The following is a 20,354-nucleotide window of genomic DNA, read 5'->3' as shown; positions in this document are numbered from 1 at the left end:
GGGGAGGACTGACCGGCGCGCGGGCCGGCCTCGGACGATATCCTCGGCCGGGCCCGGTCGGGGCGCATCGGCCCCCAGCAGGAACGTCGAGGTGTGCGGATGGTGGACAGGCCCGGCGCGCGGGTGCGGGCGGCGGTGGTCGGCACCGGTCTGATCGGAGGCTCCGTGCTGCTCCGGATGCACGCCGCGGGCATCGACGTGACCGGGTGGGATCCGGACGAGGCCACCCGGCGGGAGGCCCGCCGGATCGGCGTACCCGCTCCGGACCGGCTGGTCGAGGCGGTGACCGATCGGGACGTGGTCTTCCTCTGCGGGCCGTTGCCCACCCTGCCGGCGACGCTCGTCGAGGTGGCGGCGGTGACCGGTGAGCGGTGTGTGCTGACCGACGTCGGCAGCACCAAGGAGGAGGTGGCGGCGTTCGCCGCCGCACAGGGGCTGACGCACCGGTTCGTGCCCGGCCACCCGATGGCCGGCACCGACCGGGCGGGCCTGACGGCCGCGGGGTCGGACCTGCTCACCGGCGCCGCCTGGGTCCTGTGCCCGGCGGCCGGGGCGGCCACGGCCGCGTTCCGCTGGCTGGCCGAGCTGCTGGTGGACCTCTTCGAGGCCCGGGTGGTGCCGATGTCCGCGGCGGAGCACGACTCGGCCGCCGCCCTCGCCTCACACGTGCCGCACCTGCTGGCCGGCGCACTGGCCGGTGCCGTGCAGCGGGCGCCACTGCGCGACGCGATCCTCGCGCTCGCCGCGGGCAGCTTCTCCGACGGCACCCGGGTCGCCGGCACGCCCGCCGACCGGACCGCCAACATGCTGCTCGGCAACCGGGACCGGGTGCTGCGCGAGCTGACCGAGGTCACCGCGTTCCTGGACGACCTGACCGCCGCGTTGCGCGCTGGCGACGCACCGGCGCTCACCGCGCGCTACGACGAGGCGCGCACCTCCCGCGCGGCGCTGCGTGACCGTCGGTTCGACGCGTACGACAGGCAGTTCCCCCTCGGCGGTGACCACACCGCCGAGGTGTCCTGGCTGCACGAGTTGGGGGTGGCCGGCGGTCATCTGACCGGTCTGCGCGTCGGCGTCGAGACCGTCTCCTACGCGGCGCGGCGGCCTGCGGCTGACTAGGCTGAGGGGCATGGCGGCGGACAGTCCGGTGGTGCAGGTGCGCGGCGAGGCGTACCGGGAGGTGCCGCCCGAGCTGGCCCGGTTCGCGGTCACCGCGACCGCGCGGGACCGGGATCGGGAGACCACCCTGACCAGGCTGGCCGAGCGTGCCGCCGCCATCCGGGTGCTGCTGGACGGCTCCGGGCCGGCGGTGGCGCGGCGGGAGACCGGCGACCTGCGGGTGCGACCGGAGACCCGTCGCTCGGGCGAGCGGGTCGTCGCCTGGCACGGCAGCGTGACCACCACGGTCACCGTCACCGACTTCACCGCCCTCGGCGAGCTGATGCTCCGGTTGGCCGACCAGGATCAGGTCGAGGTGGCCGGGCCCTGGTGGGAGCTTCGCCCGGACAGCCCCGCCCACCGCGAGGCCCGACACGCCGCGATCCGCGACGCGCTGGTGCGGGCCCGGGAGTACGCCGAGGCGCTCGGTGCCCAGGTCACCTCGTTGCTCGAGCTGGCCGACTCCGGGCCGGCCGACCGGCCGATGTTCGCCCGCGCGGCGTTCGCCGGGAGCGGCGCGGGCGGTGGCCCGCCGGAGCTCGAGTTGGACCCGCAGCCGCAGACCGTCCAGGCGGCCGTGCAGGCGCGGTTCACGATCAGCACGCCGGTCCTCGACTGATGCCACCGGCTCTGGTGCTGTCCGTCGACGCGTTGGTGCAGCGCGCGCTGGCGTTGGCCGCGGCGGGCCCGCGACAGCTGCTGGGCATCGCCGGCGCGCCGGGGGCCGGGAAGTCCACGCTTGCCGAGCAGGTCGTGGCCGCCGTGGGGTCGACCGCCAGGCTGGTGCCGATGGACGGCTTCCACCTGGCGCAGGCGCAGCTGGTGCGGTTGGGTCGCGCGGAGCGCAAGGGCGCGGTGGACACCTTCGACGCCAACGGGTTCGTCTCGTTGCTGCGTCGGTTGCGTCGGTTGGAGCCCACCTCGGTGTACGCGCCGGAGTTCCGCCGGGAGTTGGAGGAGCCGGTGGCCGGGGCGATCGAGGTGCCGCCGTCGGTCCGGCTGGTGGTGACCGAGGGCAACTATTTGCTCCTGCCGGACTTCCCGTGGCAGGAGGTGCGCACGCTGCTGCACGAGGCGTGGTTCCTCGATCTGGACGCCGACCTGCGCCAGCGTCGGTTGACCGCCCGACACGAGGCGTTCGGGCGGTCGCCGGAGCAGGCACGCGAGTGGACGCTGGGCAGTGACGAGGCCAACGCGGCCCTGATCACCCCCACCGCCGACCGGGCCGACCTGGTGGTCCGCCTGCCCGAGCCGCCGGCCGTCTGACCGCCGCCGCGGCGGCGATCGCGGCGTACTCCGGCCGTCTGACCTGCCGGTTGCCTGGCCAGGCGGCCGGCGTTGGTGCGGTCAGCCCAGTTCGCGGACCGGCCGGGCGGGGTTGCCGACGGCGACCACGTTGGCGGGCAGGTCCCGGGTCACCACCGCACCCGCGCCGACGACGGTGTTGGCGCCGATCGACACGCCGGCCAGCACGATGGCGCCGCCGCCGAGCCAGACGTTGTCGGCGAGGGTGATCGGTTTGGCGGCCTCCCACTTGTCGCGGCGTGGCCCGGGCTCCACCGGGTGGGTCGGCGTGAGTAGTTGTACGTTCGGTCCGATCTGGACGTCCGCGCCGATGGTGATCGGCGCGACGTCGAGGAAGACCGCGTGGTAGTTGACGAAGCTGCGGGGCCCGATCCGGATCTGCCAGCCGTAGTCGCAGTAGAACGGCGGGCGGATCCAGGTGTCGTCGCCCATGTCGCCGAGCAGTTCGCGCAGCGCCCCCAGTCGCGCCTGCGGATCCGCCGCGGGGCTGGTGTTGAAGCGCTCCATCAGCCGGGCGGCCCGGTCCAGGTCGGCGATGATCTCGGGGTCGTCGGCGAGGTAGGGCTCACCGGCGAGCATTCGGTCCTTCATGGAGGTCACCCGGTCGATGATGCCCGTCGACCCTGCCGGGGGTTGGCAGGTCCGTCATATTTTCGACCCCTTTATTGCATACCGGGTATGCAATACTGGCGGCGGTCTATGCACGTCTCATGGATATAAACGTCCACGAAGGAGGAACCGTTGCATCGACGCAGCAGAATTTCCGTCGCCGTCACGGCCGTCGCAGCCCTCGTGCTGGGCACGCCGGCGACCGCGGTGGCCAGCCCACCCACCACCACGACCGCCCCCGACGCCGCCCCGCGTACCGCGACCGGCATCCCGAAGACGGTCACCCTGCTCACCGGTGACCGGGTCACCGTCTCCGCGTCCGGGGCCGCCGCCGTCCGTCCCGGCCCTGACCGTGCGCACCTGCGCTTCCTCACCAGCCGCGAGCGCGGTCAGCTCACCGTGCTGCCGGAGGACGCCCTGCCGCTGATCCGCGCCGGCCGGGTCGACAGGCGACTGTTCGACGTGACCGGCCTGATCGCCGCCGGTTACGACGACGCCCGCCGCGACAGTCTGCCGCTGCTGGTGTCGTACGGCTCGACCGGCACCGCCAGGCGTGCCCCGGCCGCTCTGCCCGGCACGCGGGTGACCCGCGACCTGCCGGCGATTCACGGCGCTGCCCTGAGCAGCGACAAGTCCTCTCTCGGCGCGGTCTGGGCGACCGTCGCCACAGGTCCCGCCGGGGCCCGCCTCGACGCGGCAGGGGGCGTCGAGCGGATCTGGCTGGACGGTCTTCGCCGGCCGACCCTCGACCACAGCGTGCCGCAGATCGGTGCGCCCACAGCCTGGGCGGCCGGGTTCACCGGCGCGGGAGTGTCAGTCGCGGTGCTGGACACCGGCGTCGACGCGACCCACCCGGACCTCGCCGGCAGGGTGGCCGAGGCGCGCAACTTCACCGAGGCCGCCGACGGCCGGGACACGGTTGGCCACGGCACCCACGTGGCCTCGACCATCGCGGGCACCGGCGCGGCCTCCGGCGGCAAGTACCGGGGTGTGGCGCCGGACGCGACGCTGCTGGACGGCAAGGTCTGCGAGGACCAGGGCTGCCCCGACTCGGCGATCCTCGCCGGCATGCAGTGGGCCGCCGTGGAGAAGAAGGCCGACGTGATCAACATGAGCCTCGGCGGCTGGGACACCCCGGAGGTCGACCCGCTGGAGGAGGCGGTGCAGACCCTCACCGCCCAGACCGGCACCCTCTTCGTCATCGCCGCCGGCAACGACGGCGCGGACGGCTCGGTCGGCTCCCCGGCCTCCGCCGACGCCGCGCTCGCCGTGGGCGCGGTGGACCGCGACGACGACCTGGCCGAATTCTCCAGCCGGGGCCCGCGGGTCGGCGACGAGGCGCTGAAGCCGGACATCACCGCGCCCGGCGTCGACATCGTCGCCGCGCGCTCCGCCAACGGCGTCATCGGCGATCCGGTGGGGGACCGCTACGTCACCCTCTCCGGCACCTCGATGGCCACCCCGCACGTGGCCGGGTCGGCCGCGCTGCTGGCCCAGCAGCACCCCGGGTGGCGGGCCGACCGGCTCAAGGCCACCCTGATGGCCGCCGCCAAGCCGCATCCGGACCAGACCGCCTACCAGCAGGGCGCCGGGCGGGTCGACGTCGCGCACGCGATCACCCAGCAGATCACCAGCGACCCGGTGAGCGTCTCGTTCGGGCGTACGCTCTGGCCGCACGGTGACGACACCCCGATCACCCGCACGGTGACCTGGCGAAACGACGGTCCGGCCCCGGTCACCGTGGACCTGAGCGTCGAGGGCGCCGGCCCCGGCGGTCGCGCGCTGCCGGCCGGTCTGTTCGCCCTGGGTGCCAACCAGCTCACCGTGCCGGCGGGCGGCACCGCCGCCACGACCGTCACCGCGGACACCCGGCTCGGCGACGCCGACGGCTACTGGACCGGGCGGATCGTGGCCCGGTCCGGTGCGGCGGTCGCGGTCACCCCGCTGGCCGTGCACCGGGAGGTGGAGAGCTACACGCTCACCGTGGAGCACCTGAACCGCGCCGGTGCCCGCACCCCGGACCACTGGACCATCCTGGTCGGGATGGACACCTTCGGCTCATGGAGCCTCGCCAGCTCGGACGGGGTGGCCACCGTGCGGCTGCCCAAGGGGCACTACGGCCTGAGCGGCCTGGTCTACGAGCCCGGCCCGGAGGACGAGCCGCGCGGGATGTCCATGTTGGCGCAGCCCGTACTGACCGTCGAAGGGGACACCCGGATCGTCGTGGACGCCCGTCAGGCCAGGCCGGTACGGACCACCATTCCGGACCGGACCGCGGTCTCGGAGCTGATCGACGTCAGCGGCAACTTCACGGCCGACGACGGCAGCGGGTACACCGTCGGACTCTGGACGGACACGTTCGACGACCTGGCCAGCGGTCACATCGGCAAGCCGGTCTCCGCCGACCGGTTCGTGGCCACCGTCAGCAGCCAGTGGATCAAGCCGGACACGGCCGACAGCCCGTACCTGTACGCGCTTGCCGAAGCGATCCCGGGCCGCATGCCCACCGGGTTCGTCCGCGACTACGCCCGACGGGACCTGGCCACCGTCGTGCACCGGTTCCGCGGCGGTGACCCGGGCACCGAGGCCGAGCGGGTGGTGTTCCCCGTGCTGGAGTACAACGTCGGCGGCGCCGCCCTGGGCCTGCCCACCACAGTGCCCGGCCAGCGGGTCGAGTACTACAACACCAAGAACGTGAAGTGGGAGTCCGAGATCTACTTCGGAACGCGGGACGAGGACGGCTGGTTGAACGCGAATGCCGCGCTCTTCTCCACCCCCACCGCGTACCGGGCCGGGCGGACGGTGACGGAGACCTGGAACCAGGCCCCGTACGGACCGTCCTTCCCGAACCCGAGATGGCCGCACCAGAGCGTCACCCGGGTCGGCGACGCCATCCTGGTCGACGTGCCGCTGTACAGCGACGCGGCCGGGCATCCGGGCGGCTCGCTGAGCGACAGTGACCACACCAAGCTCTGGCGCAACGGCAAGCTGGTCGGCGAGAACGAGTACGCCGGCTACGGGGAGTTCACCGTGCCGCCGGGCGCGGCGGACTACCGGCTCGTCACGTCGTCGAAGCGGAGCTTCACCGACCTGAGCACCGAGGTCGAATCCGGCTGGACCTTCCGGTCGCGGCACGTCGCCGGTGACACGCCGGCCCGGCTGCCCCTGTCGGTGGTGCGTTTCGCGCCGCCGTTGCGGGTCGACAACAGCGCTCCGGCCGGTCGGGACTTCGTCGTCCCGGTGCGGGTGCAACGGCAGCCCGGCGCGCCTGCCGCCCGGGTGGAGAAGATCACTGTCGACGTCTCCTACGACGGCGGGAAGACCTGGGGCAGGGCGAAGCTGGCCCGGACCTCCGCCAACGGCTGGTCGGCCACGTTGCGGCACCCGGCCGGCACCGGCCACGTGTCGCTGCGGGCCACCGTCCGGGACACCGCGGGCAACACGGTGACCCAAAAGATCATCCAGGCGTACCGGTTGCGCTGAGGCGTACCCCGTCCGGGTCCGCGGCCGAGCGCCGCGGACCCGGCGGGTTCGTCAGTCGTTGGCGTGCAGGGCGGCGTTCAGCTCGATGCCCCGGCCGGTACGCGGCCGGGCCTCCAACGCCCCGGTCACCGAGTTGCGCCAGAACAGCAGGCCGTCTACGCCGGACAACTCCCGGCCCTTGACCACCCGGCCGTCCGGGAGAGTGATCTTCGACGCGGCGGTGATGTAGCAGCCGGCCTCGACCACGCAGTCGTCACCGAGCGAGATCCCGACGCCGGCGTTCGCGCCGACCAGGCTGCGCTCGCCGATGCTGACCCGGTCGGTGCCGCCACCGGAGAGGGTGCCCATGATGGAAGCGCCGCCGCCGATGTCGGAGCCGTCGCCGACCAGCACGCCCTGCACGATCCGCCCCTCGACCATCGAGGTGCCGACGGTGCCGGCGTTGAAGTTCACGAAACCCTCGTGCATCACCGTGGTGCCGGCGGCCAGGTGGGCGCCCAGGCGGACCCGGTCCGCGTCGGCGATCCGCACCCCGGAGGGCACCACGTAGTCGGTCATCCGGGGGAACTTGTCCACCCCGTACACCGCCAGATGGCGGCCGGCCGCACGCTCGATCACCCGCAGCTCGTCCACCCGCTCCGGCGGGCACGGCCCGGCGGACGTCCAGGCCACGTTGGCCAGCTTGCCGAAGATGCCGTCGAGGTTGAGCTGGTTGGGTCGCACCAGGCGGTGCGAGAGCAGGTGCAACCGGAGGTACGCGTCGGGGGCGTCCTTGATCGGGTCGTCGAGCGAGCCGATCACGGTGACCACCTGGACGGTACGCAGACCGGGCAGAGGCCGGTCGCCGAGCGCCGCCGGAGGCAGGTCGAGCACGTCCGACTTGTCCTCACCGGCGACCAGCGGCAGCTCACCCAGGCCCAGCTTGCCGGTCGGGTACCAGGTGTCGAGCACCTGCTCATCTGCCGTGACCGTGGCCAGGCCAATGCCCCAGGCGGAATCTGCGGACGTCACTGTTGCACCTCTCGGTCGTGGCCGGGCCGGCCTCAGCTCACTCCTCGCACGGACAGACCTGAAGGTACCGTGCGAACCATGGAGAACCCGCTGACCCCCGAGGTCCTCGCCGATCCGGTGCAGCTGACCCGCGCTCTGGTCGACATAGAGTCCGTATCCCTGAACGAGAAGGTGATCGCCGACTGTGTGGAGGAGGTGTTGCGGGGCGTACCGCACCTGACCACCCACCGGCACGGCAACACCGTGATGGCGCGTACCGACCTCGGTCGGTCGCAGCGCGTCGTGTTGGCCGGGCACCTCGACACGGTGCCACTGAACAACAACTTCCCGTCGACCATGCGCGGCGACCTGATGTACGGCTGCGGCACCTCCGACATGAAGTCCGGCACCGCGTACGCGCTGCACCTGGCGGTCACGCTGCCCGAGCCGCGCTACGACGTGACGTACTTCTTCTACGAGGCCGAGGAGATCGAGTCGCGGTACAACGGGCTCAACCTCGTGGGCCAGGCGTACCCGGAGTGGCTGGAGGCGGACTTCGCGGTGCTGCTGGAGCCGACGTACGGCATCGTCGAGGCGGGCTGTCAGGGCACCATGCGGGCCATCGTGACGACGACGGGGGAACGGGCGCACGCGGCGCGCTCCTGGCACGGCGTGAACGCCATCCACGCCGCCACCGAGGTGCTGCGGCGTCTCCAGACGTACGAGGCGCGTCGGGTCACCATCGAGGGCTGCGACTACCGCGAGGGCATGAACGCGGTACGGATCATCGGCGGTGTCGCCGGCAACGTGATCCCCGATCGCTGCGAGATCGAGGTCAACTACCGGTACGCGCCGGACCGCGACCCGGCGGCCGCGGAGGCGCACCTGCGGGAGGTGTTCGCTGGCTTCGACCTGGCGGTGACCGACGCGATGGCCGGTGCGGCCCCGGGCCTACAGGCGGCCCCGGCGCAGGAGTTCCTGGCGGCGGTGGGCGCGGCGCCGATCGGCAAGCTGGGCTGGACGGACGTGGCCCGGTTCGCGGCCATGGGCATCCCCGCGCTGAACTTCGGCCCGGGCGACCCCAACCTCGCCCACCACAAGGACGAGCACGTCGAGATCAGCAAGATCCGCGACGGCGCGGCAACCCTGCACCGCTGGCTGGCCCCGGCCTGACTCCGGCCTGGCCGGTATCGCGCTCGGCCGGTGTCACCCCGGTGATCAAGAGGTTTGCGTCAGCCGGGCCCGTTGTCGGCGACGCAAACCTCTTGATCAGCTCCCGAGGGAGTGGAGGCCGCGGGGGAGACGAGGGCGGGATCCTGCGCTCTGCTGCGGCGGCGTTCAGCCACCACGTCTCGGATCCGTCGCTGCATCTGGCGACGGATCCGGATCATCTCGCTGTTACTGATCACGCTGTCTCCTCCCCCGAAGGCGCGCGCCGGGCATACCCGGTATGTGAATAGTAAGACGTACGGGGAAGCGGAATAGTTGCCCATGATCCCGAACTATTTCTCGGCGTCCCCGCCCCGCACACCTGCGCGGTGCCGCTCCACTACGGTTGCTCCATGAGCCAGAGCAACGGGCGGGAGGCCGGTCGCGGTCCAGGGCAGGAGCGACACCGGGGCGCGGTCACGCTGCGCCGAGGGTCGATCCCGAGCAGCACCGCCGACCAACGCTTGCTGGATTCGCGTGGGCGCGGCGACTGGAAGACCAAGGACGCCTGGCGCGCGCTGCGCATCCTCTCCGAGTTCGTCGAGGGTTTCGACACCCTCGCCGACCTGCCGCCGGCGGTCAGCGTGTTCGGCTCCGCACGCAGCGGCCCGGCCAGCGCCGAGTGCCGGTTGGCCGAGCAACTGGGCGGCGCGCTCGCCCGGGCCGGCTACGCGGTGATCACCGGGGGTGGGCCGGGGGTGATGGAGGCCGCCAACCGCGGCGCCAGTGAGGCCGGTGGGCTCTCCGTCGGGCTCGGCATCGAGCTTCCGTTCGAGCAGGGCCTCAACGAGTGGGTCGACCTGGCCATCGACTTCCGCTACTTCTTCGCCCGCAAGACGATGTTCGTCAAGTACGCGCAGGCGTTCGTCGTGCTGCCCGGTGGGTTCGGCACCATGGACGAGCTGTTCGAGGCGCTCACCCTGGTGCAGACCGGCAAGGTCACCCGGTTCCCGGTGGTGCTGATGGGTGTCGCCTACTGGCAGGGCCTGCTCGACTGGATGCGCGACACGATGGCCGCCGACGGCAAGATCGGACCGGTCGACCTGGACCTGATCTGTCTCACCGACGACGTCGACGCCGCGGTCCGGTACATCGTCGAGGCGGAGGCCGCACTCTCCGTGGAGCAGGAGGCGGTCCGCGACGAGGCCGTCGCGCGTACCGGGGCGGACCAACAGGCCGCCGCCGCGCAGGCCGCCGACCAGCCACGGGACAACTGATGGCCGCGATCTGCGTCTTCTGCGCCTCCTCCCGCACACTGGACCAGCGCTGGTTGGACCTGGCCACCGAGACCGGTGTGGAGCTGGCCCGACGCGGCCACACGCTGGTCAGCGGCGGCGGCTGCGTCGGCATGATGGGCGCGCTGGCGGACGGCGCCCGCTCCGCTGGTGGGCGCACCCTGGGGGTGATCCCACAGTCACTCGTCGATCTGGAGGTCGCCGACCCGGCCTCGGACGAGCTGCTGGTGACCGACTCCATGGCCAGCCGCAAGACCCTGATGATCGACAAGTCGGACGCGTTCCTCACCCTGCCCGGCGGGTTGGGCACCCTGGACGAGCTGTTCGAGGTCTGGACCACCGCGACCCTTGCCCTGCACACCAAGCCGATGGTGCTGATCGACACCGACGGCTTCTACCGCCCCCTGCTGGACTGGCTGGACGGCCTGGCCGACCAGACCTTCCTCAAGACCGCCGGCCGCGACCTCCTGCAGGTGACCACCACAGTCCCCGAAGCCCTGAACGCCCTAGAGTCCCACCTAACCTGACCTGACCCCCGCCCCGCCCCGCCCCGGTCCCCGCCCCCCTCCCGTCCCCCGTTCGCGCGGTGATCATGGAGTTAGCGGTGCCGCTGTCGGCGTGTCGCGCCGCTAACCCCATGATCGACAGGGGTGGATGGGGTGGATGGGGTGGATGGGGTGGATGGGGTGGATGGGGTGGATGGGGTGGTGGGTGGTGCGGGGGTGGGGGATTGGGTGGTGGGTGGTGCGGGGGTGGGGGATTGGGTGGGTGTCGTATGGGTCTGATGGGATGAGCTGATGCAGGCGTACCGGTTGGTGCGGCGGTCCGCAGGGCCGCCGCGGGGGGACGGGGCGACGCCTGACAGCGCTTCCGTGCCCGCCAGCGGCGGCACGTCCAGGGGCGGTGTCGGCGCGTCGGCGGGGCCCGATCGCGGGGCCGGGCCCGAGCTGACGGTCGGCGGCACCGGTTGGCGGGTCGACGCGGTGCAGGCCGAGGTGGTCGGGCACACCGACGGGCCGATGCTCGTGCTCGGTGGGCCGGGCACCGGCAAGACCAGCACCCTGGTCGAGGCGGTCGCCGCCCGGGTGACCGAGGGGGTCGACCCGGAACGGATCCTGGTGCTGACCTTCGGCCGTCGCGGGGCCACCGCCCTGCGCCAGCGCATCGAGGCCCGGGTCGCCCAGGACGGCCACCGGGTGCTGCGCGAGCCGCTGGTGCGCACCTTCCCGGCGTACGCCTTCGGTCTGCTGCGCCGTGCCGCCGCCGAACGAGGCGAGCCCTCGCCCCGGCTGCTGACCGGCCCCGAGCAGGATCTGATCATCCGCGAGCTGTTGGACGTGGTGGGCGAGGAGCCCGAGGACGACCCGGTCGGTTGGCCGACCGACCTGCGCCCGGCCCTGCGGACGCGGGCCTTCGCCGGCCAACTGCGTGACCTGCTCATGCGCGCCGCCGAGCGCGGCGTGGGCCCGGTCGAGCTGGCCCGGCTGGGTGCGAAGCTCGGCCGCGCCGACTGGCCGGCCGCCGCCCGCTTCCTGCGGGAGTACGTCGCCGTGCTCGCGCTGCGCGACGTCAGCAACCGGGGCTCCATCGCGTACGACCCGGCGGAGCTGGTCCGGGCGGCCACCGGGCTGCTGCGCGACGACGAGGAGTTGCTGGCCGCCGAGCGCCGTCGGATCGCGCACGTGTACATCGACGAGTTGGCCGACACCGACCCCGCACAACTGGAGCTGCTCTCGGTGATCGCGGGCGGAGGCAAGTCGCTCGTCGCGTTCGCCGACCCGGACTCCTCCACATACGCCTTCCGCGGCGCCGACCCGGCCGGGGTGACCACGTTCACGCACCGCTTCCGGACCGCCTCCGGCGCGCCGGCCGCGCAGGTGCTGCTGAGCACGTCGTACCGGGCCGGGCCGGGTCTGCTCGCGGCGATCGCCCGGCTGGGCCGCCGGCTGCGTGGCCCGGCCGCGCACCGTCGACTGCACCCGCTGCCGGACGCGCCGCCCGGGACGGTCGAGGTGCACACGTTTCGTTCGGCGACAAGTGAGGCCGCCTGGTTGGCCCACGCGCTGCGCTCGGCCCACCTGCTCGACGGCGTGCCCTGGTCGCGGATGGCGGTGCTGGTGCGGTCCACCGCCCTGCAACTGCCCACCCTGCGACGGGCGCTGCACGCTGCCGGCGTCCCCACCGTGGTGCACGGCGAGGACCTGCCCCTGCACCTGCAACCGGCGGTGGCACCGCTGCTGCTCCTGCTGCGCTGCGCGCTCGAACCGGACCGACTGGACGAGGAGGCGGCGGTCGCGCTGCTGCACTCCCCGCTCGGCGGGGCCGACCCGCTGGCCGAGCGGCGGCTGCGGCAGGGCCTCCGGGCACTCGCGCTGGCCGGCGGTGACCGCCGCCCGTCGGGTGAGCTGATCGTCGAGGCCCTGCGCGACCCGGAGGAACTGGCCGACATCGAGCGCCGCTGGGCCGAGCCGGCGCAGGCGGTGGCCGGTCTGCTGGCCATTGCCCGGGAGACCGCCGCCCGGCCGGGGTCGACCGCCGAGGACGTGCTCTGGGCCGTGTGGAGTGCCAGTGGGCTCGCCGAACGCTGGGCGGGTGCGATCAACCAGGGGCGGCCGGCGGCCGGCGAGGGCGACCTGGCCCGGCGGCGGCGGGCCGAGGCGGCCGACCGCGACCTCGACGCCGTGCTCGTGCTCTTCGACGCGGCGGCCCGGTTCACCGACCGGCTGCCCGGCGCCCGCACCGAGGTCTTCCTCGACCACGTGCTCGCCCAGGACCTGCCGGCCGACACCATCGCACCGACCGCCGACCGGGGCGCGGCGGTGCGCCTGCTCACCGCGCACGCCGCGAAGGGCCTGGAATGGGACCTGGTCGCGGTGGCCGGCGTGCAGGAGGGCATCTGGCCGGACCTGCGACTGCGGGGCAGTCTGCTCGGCTCCGAGCGGCTGGTCGACGTGCTGGCCGGCCGGTCTGTCGACGGTGCCACCAGGGCGAACGTGGTGGGCCAGACCTCGGCGTTGCTGGACGAGGAGCGCCGGCTCTTCCACGTCGCGATCAGCCGGGCCCGGCATCGGCTGCTGGTCAGCGCCGTGGCCTCGGCCGCCGTCGGCGGTGACGACCACGAGGAGCAGCCGAGCCGGTTCCTGCACGAGCTGGGCCCCTCCACGCCGCCCGCACCGCCGAGCGGTGCCGGACCGGCCGACCCGACCGTGCCACCGGGTCCGCGCACCGCCCCGCCGGCCGGGGGCCCCGCCGGCAACCCACCAGACGCCACGCCCGCCGGGGACGGCACGCCCGAAGGCGTGACCGGCGGGACGAGCGCTGCGACCGGCGGGACGAGCGCTGCGACCGGCGGGACGAGCGCTGCGACCGGCGGGACGAGCGCTGCGACCGACGGGACGAGCGCTGCGACCGGCGGGACGAGCGCTGCGACCGGCGGCGGGACGAGCGGCGCGAACGGCGGCGGATCCGACGGCACGACTGGCGGCGGGTCCGGGGACGACGAGGAGCCGGACCGTCCCGGGGCACTGCCGGTGACCCGTCCGCCGCGGGCGCTCACCCTGCCGGCGTTGGTGGCCGAACTGCGTACCGCCATCACCGACCCGGCCGCTCCGGCGGCCCGGCGGCGCGCGGCGGCGGCCGAGTTGGCCCGGCTCGCCGCCGCCGGGGTGCCCGGTGCGCACCCGGACGACTGGTGGGGGTTGCGTGCGCTCTCCGACGACCGGCCGCTTGTCGACGACGGGGAGCCGGTGCGGGTCACCCCGTCGGCCATGGAGAGCGCACTACGGTGCAGCCTGCGGTGGTTGCTGGAACGGCACGGCGGCAGCGGCCCGACCAGCACGGCGCAGGGGGTGGGCAACCTGGTGCACGCCGCCGCGATGCTCGCCGAGGACGCCAGCGCCGACCGGGGTGCGCTGCTCGACTACGTGGCGGCCCGGTTCGACGCGATCGAGCTGGCCGCCCGCTGGATGGCCGGCCCGGAACGGGACCGCGCCGAGGCGATGGTCGACAAGCTGTTGCGCTGGCTGGCCACCAACCCACGTCGGTTGCTCGCCATCGAGCACGAGTTCGCGGTCCGACTGGACGACCCGAATCGGCCGGTCGACCTGACCGGTCGGGTCGACCGGCTGGAGATCGACGAGGCCGGCCGGCTCGTGGTGATCGACCTGAAGACCGGCAAGTCCACCGCGGTCACCGGCACCGAGTTGGCCGAGCACCCGCAGCTCGGCGCGTACCAGGCGGCGGTGGAGGCGGGGGCGTTCGCCGAGTTCGGCGACGAGTCCGGCGGCGCGGCGCTGGTGCAGCTCGGCACCTCCGCGAAGGATGCCCGGGAACAGAACCAGCCGGCGGCGGGCGAGGGTCCGGCGGCCGGCTGGGCGACCGCGCTGGTCCGGCGCACCGCCGATACGATGGCAGCCGCCACGTTCGCCGCGGTGGCCAACTCGAAGTGCCGGGTCTGCCCGGTCCGCACCAGCTGCCCGGTCTCCGGGCAGGGGCGTCAGGTCGTCGAGCCGCCGACCGTCCGGCGCACCCGTGAGGGCGAGGAGTGAGAAGGCACCGTGAGCCAGCCCACCCTGTTCGGCGCGGGCCCCACGCCGGCGCCCCGGCTGGCGGACTCCGGCCCCCGGTACACGCCCGTGGAGCTGGCCAAGCTGCTGCGGTTGCCGGCGCCCACCCGGGAGCAGGCCGCGATCATCGCCGCCCCGGTGGAGCCGCTGCTGGTGGTCGCGGGAGCCGGGTCGGGCAAGACCGAGACGATGGCCGCGCGGGTGGTCTGGCTGGTGGCCAACTCGTACGTGCGCCCGGAGCAGATCCTCGGGCTGACCTTCACCCGTAAGGCGGCCGGCGAGTTGGCCCACCGGGTCCGTACCCGACTCGACCAGCTGATCCGCCGACTCGGCCGGCAGGGCCGGGACCCGCTGGACGACCCGCTCGCCGGTGAACCCACAGTCTCCACCTACCACTCCTACGCGGGGCGGATCGTCACCGAGCACGGGCTGCGGTCCGGCTACGAGCCGTCGACCCGGCTGCTCACCGAGGCGTCCCGCTGGCAGTTGGTCGACCTGCTGGTGCGCAACTACGACGGCGACATGTCCGAGGTGGACCGGATGCCGAGCACCATCACCGACGCGGTGCTGGCACTCGCCGGAGAGCTGGACGAACACCTGGTCGCGCCGGACCAGCTGGCGGCCTGGACCGGTCGGTTCTTCGCCGAGGTGCAGTCCCGGCCGGGCCGGGTGTACGCCGACGTGCGCAAGGCGCTCACCCTCCAACAGACCCGGCTGCGCCTGCTGCCGCTGGTGCGGGCGTACGCCCGGCGCAAGGAGGACTTCGAGGCGATGGACTTCGCCGACCAGCTCGCCCGGGCGGCCCGGGTGGCCCGCGATCACCCGGGGGTCGGCGAGATCGAGCGGGACCGTTTCCGGGCGGTGCTGCTCGACGAGTACCAGGACACCAGCCACGCCCAGGTGGTGCTGCTCAACGCCCTGTTCGGGGGTGGGCACCCGGTGACCGCGGTGGGCGACCCGTGCCAGTCGATCTACGGCTGGCGGGGGGCCAGCGCCGGCACCCTGGACCGGTTTCCCACCGAGTTCGCCCGCGCCGACGGTGAGCCGGCCCCGGCGCTGGGGCTCACCACGAGCTGGCGCAACCGTCCGGAGATCCTCCGGGTGGCGAACGCTCTGTCGACTCCGTTGCGGGCGGCCGGCGCCCGGGTGCCGGAGCTGCGCTCGGCGTTGACCGTCCGCGACCCGATCCCGCACCGCAGCCCCGGCGGTGCGGCCGGCGGCACGGTGCACTGCGCGCTGCTGCCCACGTACGCCGACGAGGCGGACTGGATCGCCGACAGTGTGCTGGCCGCCTGGCGGGGGGCGGCCCGGATGCCCGGCGCGGCCCCCGAGCACATCCCGGTGGCGCAGCGCCCGACCACCGCCGTGCTGGTCCGGGTCCGCAGCCAGATTCCGGCGATCGAGTCGGCGCTGCGCGAGCGCGGTCTCCCGGTGGAGGTGGTGGGGCTCGGCGGCCTGTTGGACACTCCCGAGGTACGCGACGTGGTCTGCACGCTGCGGGTGCTGGCCGACCCGACCGACGGGGCGGCGCTGCTGCGGTTGCTCACCGGCGCCCGTTGGCGGATCGGCCCGCGTGACCTGGTGGCGTTGCACCGGCGGGCCCGAGCCATCGCCAACGCCCGCCGTCAGGTGGCCGCCGACGAGACCGCGGAGATCAGTCCTGATCTGCTGGACGAGGCGACCCTGGTGGAGGCGTTGGCCGATCTCGGCCCGGCGCAGGCGTACTCGGCGGAGGGCTTCGCGCGGCTGCGCGCGTACGGCATGGAACTGGCGCTGTTGCGGTACCGGCTGGACCAGGCGCTGCCGGACCTGATCGCGGACATCGAACGGACCATCGGCCTGGACGTGGAGGTCGCGGTGCGGGCCGGCCGTGACGGCGCCGGCGACGCCGGCCTCGCCCGAGGGCACCTGGACGCCCTGGGTGACGTGGCGGCCCGCTTCAGCGGGGAGACGCCGGGCGCGACGCTGTCCGGGTTCCTGTCCTACCTGGCCGCCGCCGAGGACGAGGAGCGCGGTCTGGCGCCGGGCGAGGTCGAGGTGGTGGAGGGTGCGGTGCAGGTGGTCACCGCACACGCCGCCAAGGGCCTGGAGTGGGACGTGGTGTCGGTGGCCGGGCTGTGCCGTGGGTCGTGGCCGGGGCCGGTGCGCAACTCCGACCACTGGTTGGGCGGGCTCGGGGTGCTGCCGTTCCCGCTGCGGGGCGACGCCGACGGGTTGCCCGAGTTGGCGCTCGACGAGGCGGCCGACCAGCGGGCGGTGGCGCGGGCGGTGAACGACTTCACCGACGCCTGGCGGGCACACGACGAGCGGGAGGAACGCCGGCTGACGTACGTGGCGGTCACCCGGCCGCGCCGGCTGCTGCTGTGCTCCGGCTACTGGTGGGGGGAGGGCACGAAGCGAGCCCGCGGTCCGTCGGTCTTCCTGCGCGAGGTGTACGACGCCTGCCTCGACGGTGGGCCGGGGCACCTGGTCGACGCGTGGGCGCCGGAGCCCACCCCGGACGCCACCAACCCCACGGCCGAGGTGGTGCTCCGCGCGGAGTGGCCGGCCGACCCACTGGGTGGCCGTCGACCGGAGTTGGCCGAGGCCGCCGGGCTGGTGCGCCGCCTGATGACCGACGGCCCGACCGCGGTGGCTGTCGGGCCGGTGGCTGGCGGGCCGGTCGTCGCCGGGCCGGGCGGGTCGGTGGTCGCCGGGCCGGTGGGATCGGTCGAGGCGGAGGTGGACCCGGAGGTGGCGCGCTGGCAACGCGAGGCGGATCTGTTGCTGGCCGAGCGGGCCGAGCTGACCCGGCTCTCCGGTGCCGTGGAGGTGGCCCTGCCCGGGCAGTTGAGCGTCACGCAGCTGGTGGCGTTGCGGCGCGACCCGGCGGCGCTGGCCCGTACGCTGCGCCGCCCGGTGCCGGCCGAACCCAACCCGTACGCCCGCCGAGGCACCGCCTTCCACGCCTGGCTGGAGCAGCGCTTCGGCGCGGATCGCCTCCTGGACCTGGACGAGCTGCCCGGTGCGGCCGACGCGGATGCCGCGCCCGACGAGGCGCTTGTCGAGCTTCAGGAGCGGTTCCTGGCCAGCGAGTGGGCCGACCGGGCACCGGTGGAGGTGGAGGTGCCGTTCGCCACGGTGATCGGCGGCGTCGTGGTGCGGGGGCGGATGGACGCGGTGTTCGCCCGGCCGGGTGGGCGGTTCGACGTGGTCGACTGGAAGACCGGCGCGCAGCCCGTCGGGCCGGCGGCGGAGGTGGCCGCCGTGCAGTTGGCCGTGTACCGGTTGGCCTGGGCGGAGCTGGCCGGCGTGCCGGTGGACCGGGTGGGCGCGGCGTTCCACTACGTCCGGCACGGGGTGACGGTCCGCCCCGCGGATCTGCTGGACGTGACGGGGCTCACCGCCATGATCGCCCAGTTGCCCGAAGATTCCGCCCAACATTGACCGCTCGCGGGAAAACCATGATAGGTTGAACGGGTTGCAGTTTTGGTTACCAGAGACTCTGTGTGCGCCTGGCGGGATTGTGGCCCCAGGCGCTCTTTGTTGTGTCCGGAGTTCTCCGGGCGGGGCGACCAGAAGCGACAGGCGATTCGCGCATCCCCGCGCGGAGCGCTCCTCTTCGGGCACGCAACACGTGCGTGTCCGACGTTCCGTCAAGGAGACGAAACACATGGCTATTGGCACCGTGAAGTGGTTCAACGCTGACAAGGGCTTCGGCTTCATCACCCCGGACGGCGGCGGCGCTGACGTCTTCGCCCACTTCTCGGCGATCCAGTCCTCCGGCTACCGGAGCCTGGACGAGAACCAGCGGGTCGAGTTCGAGGTGACCCAGGGCCAGAAGGGCCCGCAGGCGGAGAACATCCGCCCGCTCTGATCTTCGGATCGGTCAGCATTACCTGTCGCGCCCTCCGGGTGTGACGGTGACGGGACCGGCCCGCCTCGCCACCGCCTGCACACGCGGGCGGCGGCCCGGCGGCGGGCCGGCCCGTACTCCAATCGGTTCGTGCTTGTGAGTCCTGGCTGCCCTGTGCCGCCGGTGACAGCGCCGACGTCGGCGCCCTCCCTCGACACGTGCCGCGTCGAGGAAGGCTTCCGCATGACCACAGTTATTCCTTCGTTCGCTCATACCGGTCTGGCGCCGGCGCTGCTCACCGCGCTGACCGCGCAGGGCATCACCGAGCCGTTCCCGATCCAGACGGCGACGCTGCCCGACTCACTCGCCGGCCGGGACGTGCTGGGCCGGGGTCGTACCGGCTCCGGCAAGACGCTCGCCTTCGGGCTTCCGCTGCTGTCCCGCACCGCCGGCCGTAAGGCCCGGCCGGGTCGCCCGTTGGCCCTGGTGCTGGTGCCGACCCGTGAGCTGGCCCAGCAGGTCACCACCGCACTGTCCCCGTACGCCCGCGCTGTCGGGCTGCGCTGCGCCACAGTCGTCGGCGGGTTGTCGTTGCAGCGGCAGGCGGATGCCCTGCGGGCCGGCGCCGAGGTGGTCGTCGCCACCCCCGGCCGGCTGCACGACCTGATCAACCGGGGCGACGCCCGGCTGGACCAGGTCGAGATCACCGTGCTGGACGAGGCCGACCAGATGGCCGACATGGGCTTCCTGCCGCAGGTCACCAAGCTGCTGGAGCAGGTCGCGCCGCAGGGGCAGCGGATGCTCTTCTCCGCCACCCTGGACGGTGGTGTGGACCGGCTGGTCCGCCGCTTCCTGAGCAACCCGGTCACCCACTCGGTCGACCCGGGCACCGCCACGGTCACCGCGATGACCCACCACGTGCTGCACGTCGACGCCGTGGACAAGCCCGACGCGCTGACCCGGATCGCCGCCCGTGAGGGCCGCACCATCCTGTTCATGGGCACCAAGCACCGCGCCGACCGGCTCGCCCGGCAGTTGCTGTCCAAGGGTGTACGCGCGGCCGCGCTGCACGGTGGCAAGTCCCAGCCGCAGCGCACCCGCATCCTGGAGCAGTTCCGCAACGGCCAGGTGACCGCTCTGGTGGCCACCGACGTGGCGGCCCGGGGCATCCACGTCGACGGCCTGGACATGGTGGTCAACGTGGACCCGCCGACCGAGGCGAAGGACTACCTGCACCGGGGCGGCCGGACCGCCCGGGCCGGCGAGTCCGGTTCCGTGGTCACCCTGGTCCTGCCCGAGCAGCGCCGGGACGTGTCGCGGCTGATGGCGGTCGCCGGCATCCGACCCGAGTCGGTCCAGGTGCGTCCTGGCGACGGGTCGTTGGCCCGGGTCACCGGTGCCCGCGAACCGTCCGGTGTGCCGGTGACGATCGTCGCTCCGTCGGCGCCCGCCGGTCGGGTCCGCACCGGTGGCGCAACGGTCACCGACGGCGCCGCCCGCCCGGCCCACCGCGCGTCGGGCCGGTCCCGCCGTCCGCGTCGCCCGCGTACCGTCTGATCTTTTACGCTTCGACCGACCCGCCCCGCTTCGGCGTGGCGGGTCGGTCTGTCTGCGGACCGACCAAACCGTTCAGTCGGTAATCAGCCTCGGCTGGGTCGGCTGGCCGATTGTGCCCTGGCTGTCCGTGGTCGAAGCTGGCCAGCGGGGTACGTCGGGCGGGGGGCCCGACGCGGGAGGGATGGCCATGGCGGGCGAAGCCGGCTCGGGTGCACTGCACGAGCTGATCCTGGTGGTCGCGGTCGCGCTTGCCGGTCTGTTGCTCGCCATGGTTGCGGCCTTCGCACCCTGGCATGCCACCCTGGCGGGCGACGCTCCCGCTGGCCTGGTGGAACTGCACAGCCCTGACGATCCGGGCTCCGGCTCGGTGGTCGCACACGTGGGCTGAGCGGTGGCCGGCCGACCGGT

At 73.6% G+C, this 20,354-nt stretch carries 14 protein-coding genes; 12 read left to right on the top strand and 2 right to left on the bottom strand.

Going from position 1 to position 20,354, the window contains the following annotated elements; genetic code table 11:
- The first annotated feature begins 99 nt into the window (after positions 1 to 99).
- From ACGFIQ_RS11960 to ACGFIQ_RS11950, 3 genes are read left to right on the top strand one after another with little or no spacing between them, the layout of a single operon-like run.
- Entirely contained in the window at positions 100 to 1,119 is a 1,020-nt protein-coding gene (locus ACGFIQ_RS11960) for a prephenate dehydrogenase (RefSeq protein WP_393242839.1), read from the top strand.
- A gap of 10 nt (positions 1,120 to 1,129) precedes the next feature.
- Positions 1,130 to 1,777, top strand: coding sequence for an SIMPL domain-containing protein (locus ACGFIQ_RS11955; protein ID WP_393242837.1), 648 nt, complete (start codon positions 1,130 to 1,132; stop codon positions 1,775 to 1,777).
- On the top strand, positions 1,777 to 2,424 hold the full coding sequence (locus ACGFIQ_RS11950) for a nucleoside/nucleotide kinase family protein (protein WP_393242835.1): 648 nt from the start codon (positions 1,777 to 1,779) through the stop codon (positions 2,422 to 2,424). The genes ACGFIQ_RS11955 and ACGFIQ_RS11950 overlap by 1 nt, the downstream gene beginning before the upstream one ends.
- Positions 2,425 to 2,505: 81 nt before the next feature.
- On the opposite strand, the gene ACGFIQ_RS11945 is transcribed toward ACGFIQ_RS11950, so the two are convergent.
- Positions 2,506 to 3,063, bottom strand: a complete 558-nt coding sequence (locus tag ACGFIQ_RS11945; protein ID WP_393242833.1) for a sugar O-acetyltransferase — start codon at positions 3,061 to 3,063, stop codon at positions 2,506 to 2,508.
- Between the two features lie 141 nt (positions 3,064 to 3,204).
- Between ACGFIQ_RS11945 and ACGFIQ_RS11940 the strand changes: the two genes are divergently transcribed.
- A complete protein-coding gene (locus tag ACGFIQ_RS11940; RefSeq protein ID WP_393242831.1) occupies positions 3,205 to 6,555 on the top strand; it encodes a S8 family serine peptidase in 3,351 nt (1,116 codons plus the stop codon).
- Between the two features lie 51 nt (positions 6,556 to 6,606).
- Here the strand turns inward: ACGFIQ_RS11940 and dapD are convergent, their stop codons facing one another.
- Positions 6,607 to 7,566, bottom strand: coding sequence for a 2,3,4,5-tetrahydropyridine-2,6-dicarboxylate N-succinyltransferase (gene dapD / locus ACGFIQ_RS11935; protein WP_357067850.1), 960 nt, complete (start codon positions 7,564 to 7,566; stop codon positions 6,607 to 6,609).
- Positions 7,567 to 7,644: 78 nt separating this feature from the next.
- Between dapD and dapE the strand changes: the two genes are divergently transcribed.
- The 8 genes from dapE (at position 7,645) to ACGFIQ_RS11895 (ending at position 20,334) form a co-directional block, all read left to right on the top strand.
- A complete protein-coding gene (dapE, locus tag ACGFIQ_RS11930) occupies positions 7,645 to 8,718 on the top strand; it encodes a succinyl-diaminopimelate desuccinylase (protein ID WP_357067852.1) in 1,074 nt (357 codons plus the stop codon).
- A gap of 389 nt (positions 8,719 to 9,107) precedes the next feature.
- Positions 9,108 to 9,971: a TIGR00730 family Rossman fold protein gene (locus tag ACGFIQ_RS11925; RefSeq protein ID WP_393242829.1), complete on the top strand. Its 864-nt coding sequence runs from the start codon at positions 9,108 to 9,110 to the stop codon at positions 9,969 to 9,971.
- Positions 9,971 to 10,516: a TIGR00730 family Rossman fold protein gene (locus ACGFIQ_RS11920; protein WP_393242827.1), complete on the top strand. Its 546-nt coding sequence runs from the start codon at positions 9,971 to 9,973 to the stop codon at positions 10,514 to 10,516. The genes ACGFIQ_RS11925 and ACGFIQ_RS11920 overlap by 1 nt, the downstream gene beginning before the upstream one ends.
- 270 nt (positions 10,517 to 10,786) lie before the next feature.
- Positions 10,787 to 14,536, top strand: a complete 3,750-nt coding sequence (locus tag ACGFIQ_RS11915) for an ATP-dependent helicase (protein WP_393242825.1) — start codon at positions 10,787 to 10,789, stop codon at positions 14,534 to 14,536.
- A 9-nt stretch (positions 14,537 to 14,545) separates the two neighbouring features.
- Complete coding sequence (locus tag ACGFIQ_RS11910) at positions 14,546 to 17,980, top strand: ATP-dependent helicase (RefSeq protein ID WP_393242823.1); 3,435 nt, start codon at positions 14,546 to 14,548, stop codon at positions 17,978 to 17,980.
- Between the two features lie 226 nt (positions 17,981 to 18,206).
- The gene (locus tag ACGFIQ_RS11905; protein WP_007464836.1) at positions 18,207 to 18,410 is read left to right on the top strand and encodes a cold-shock protein; all 204 of its coding nucleotides are present in this window, start codon (positions 18,207 to 18,209) and stop codon (positions 18,408 to 18,410) included.
- Positions 18,411 to 18,632: 222 nt separating this feature from the next.
- Entirely contained in the window at positions 18,633 to 19,946 is a 1,314-nt protein-coding gene (locus tag ACGFIQ_RS11900; RefSeq protein ID WP_393242821.1) for a DEAD/DEAH box helicase, read from the top strand.
- A gap of 187 nt (positions 19,947 to 20,133) precedes the next feature.
- Complete coding sequence (locus tag ACGFIQ_RS11895; RefSeq protein ID WP_393242819.1) at positions 20,134 to 20,334, top strand: hypothetical protein; 201 nt, start codon at positions 20,134 to 20,136, stop codon at positions 20,332 to 20,334.
- Positions 20,335 to 20,354: the final 20 nt, after the last annotated feature.

The sequence above is a fragment of the Micromonospora sp. NPDC048898 genome (assembly GCF_043198035.1).
Taxonomy (GTDB): domain Bacteria; phylum Actinomycetota; class Actinomycetes; order Mycobacteriales; family Micromonosporaceae; genus Micromonospora.
Note: the sequence above shows the minus strand (reverse complement) of the source record. Positions and strands in the feature narration are given on the sequence as shown.